General features: G+C 40.1%; 1 pseudogene. It reads right to left on the bottom strand.

Annotation, left to right across the window (positions count from 1 at the left end):
- Positions 1–267 (bottom strand): annotated as a pseudogene (locus AAEY98_RS22400) (DNA polymerase III subunit beta); the annotation flags it as partial.

Here is a 267-nt window from a genome sequence, read left to right as displayed (position 1 = left end):
AATGTGGTCAATGAAAAACGACTTTTACCACTGGTTAAAAGTAGCTGATGGTCTTGCAAGCTTAAAGTAAGATCAGAACCATCCGGTAAACTTTTACAAATATCGAGTAATTTTTTAGCCGGTAATGTGAGCTTGGTATCGGCAACATCATCACCTACAAACACGCTCGCCACTAATTCAATTTCAAGGTCGGTCCCTGTCATTGAAAGCTGGCCATTTTCTACCACGAGTAATACGTTAGATAAAATGGGTAACGTATGCTTACGC

The organism is Shewanella sp. AC91-MNA-CIBAN-0169, assembly GCF_040310165.1.
Lineage (GTDB): Bacteria > Pseudomonadota > Gammaproteobacteria > Enterobacterales > Shewanellaceae > Shewanella.
This window is presented reverse-complemented; position numbering and strand designations above follow the sequence as displayed.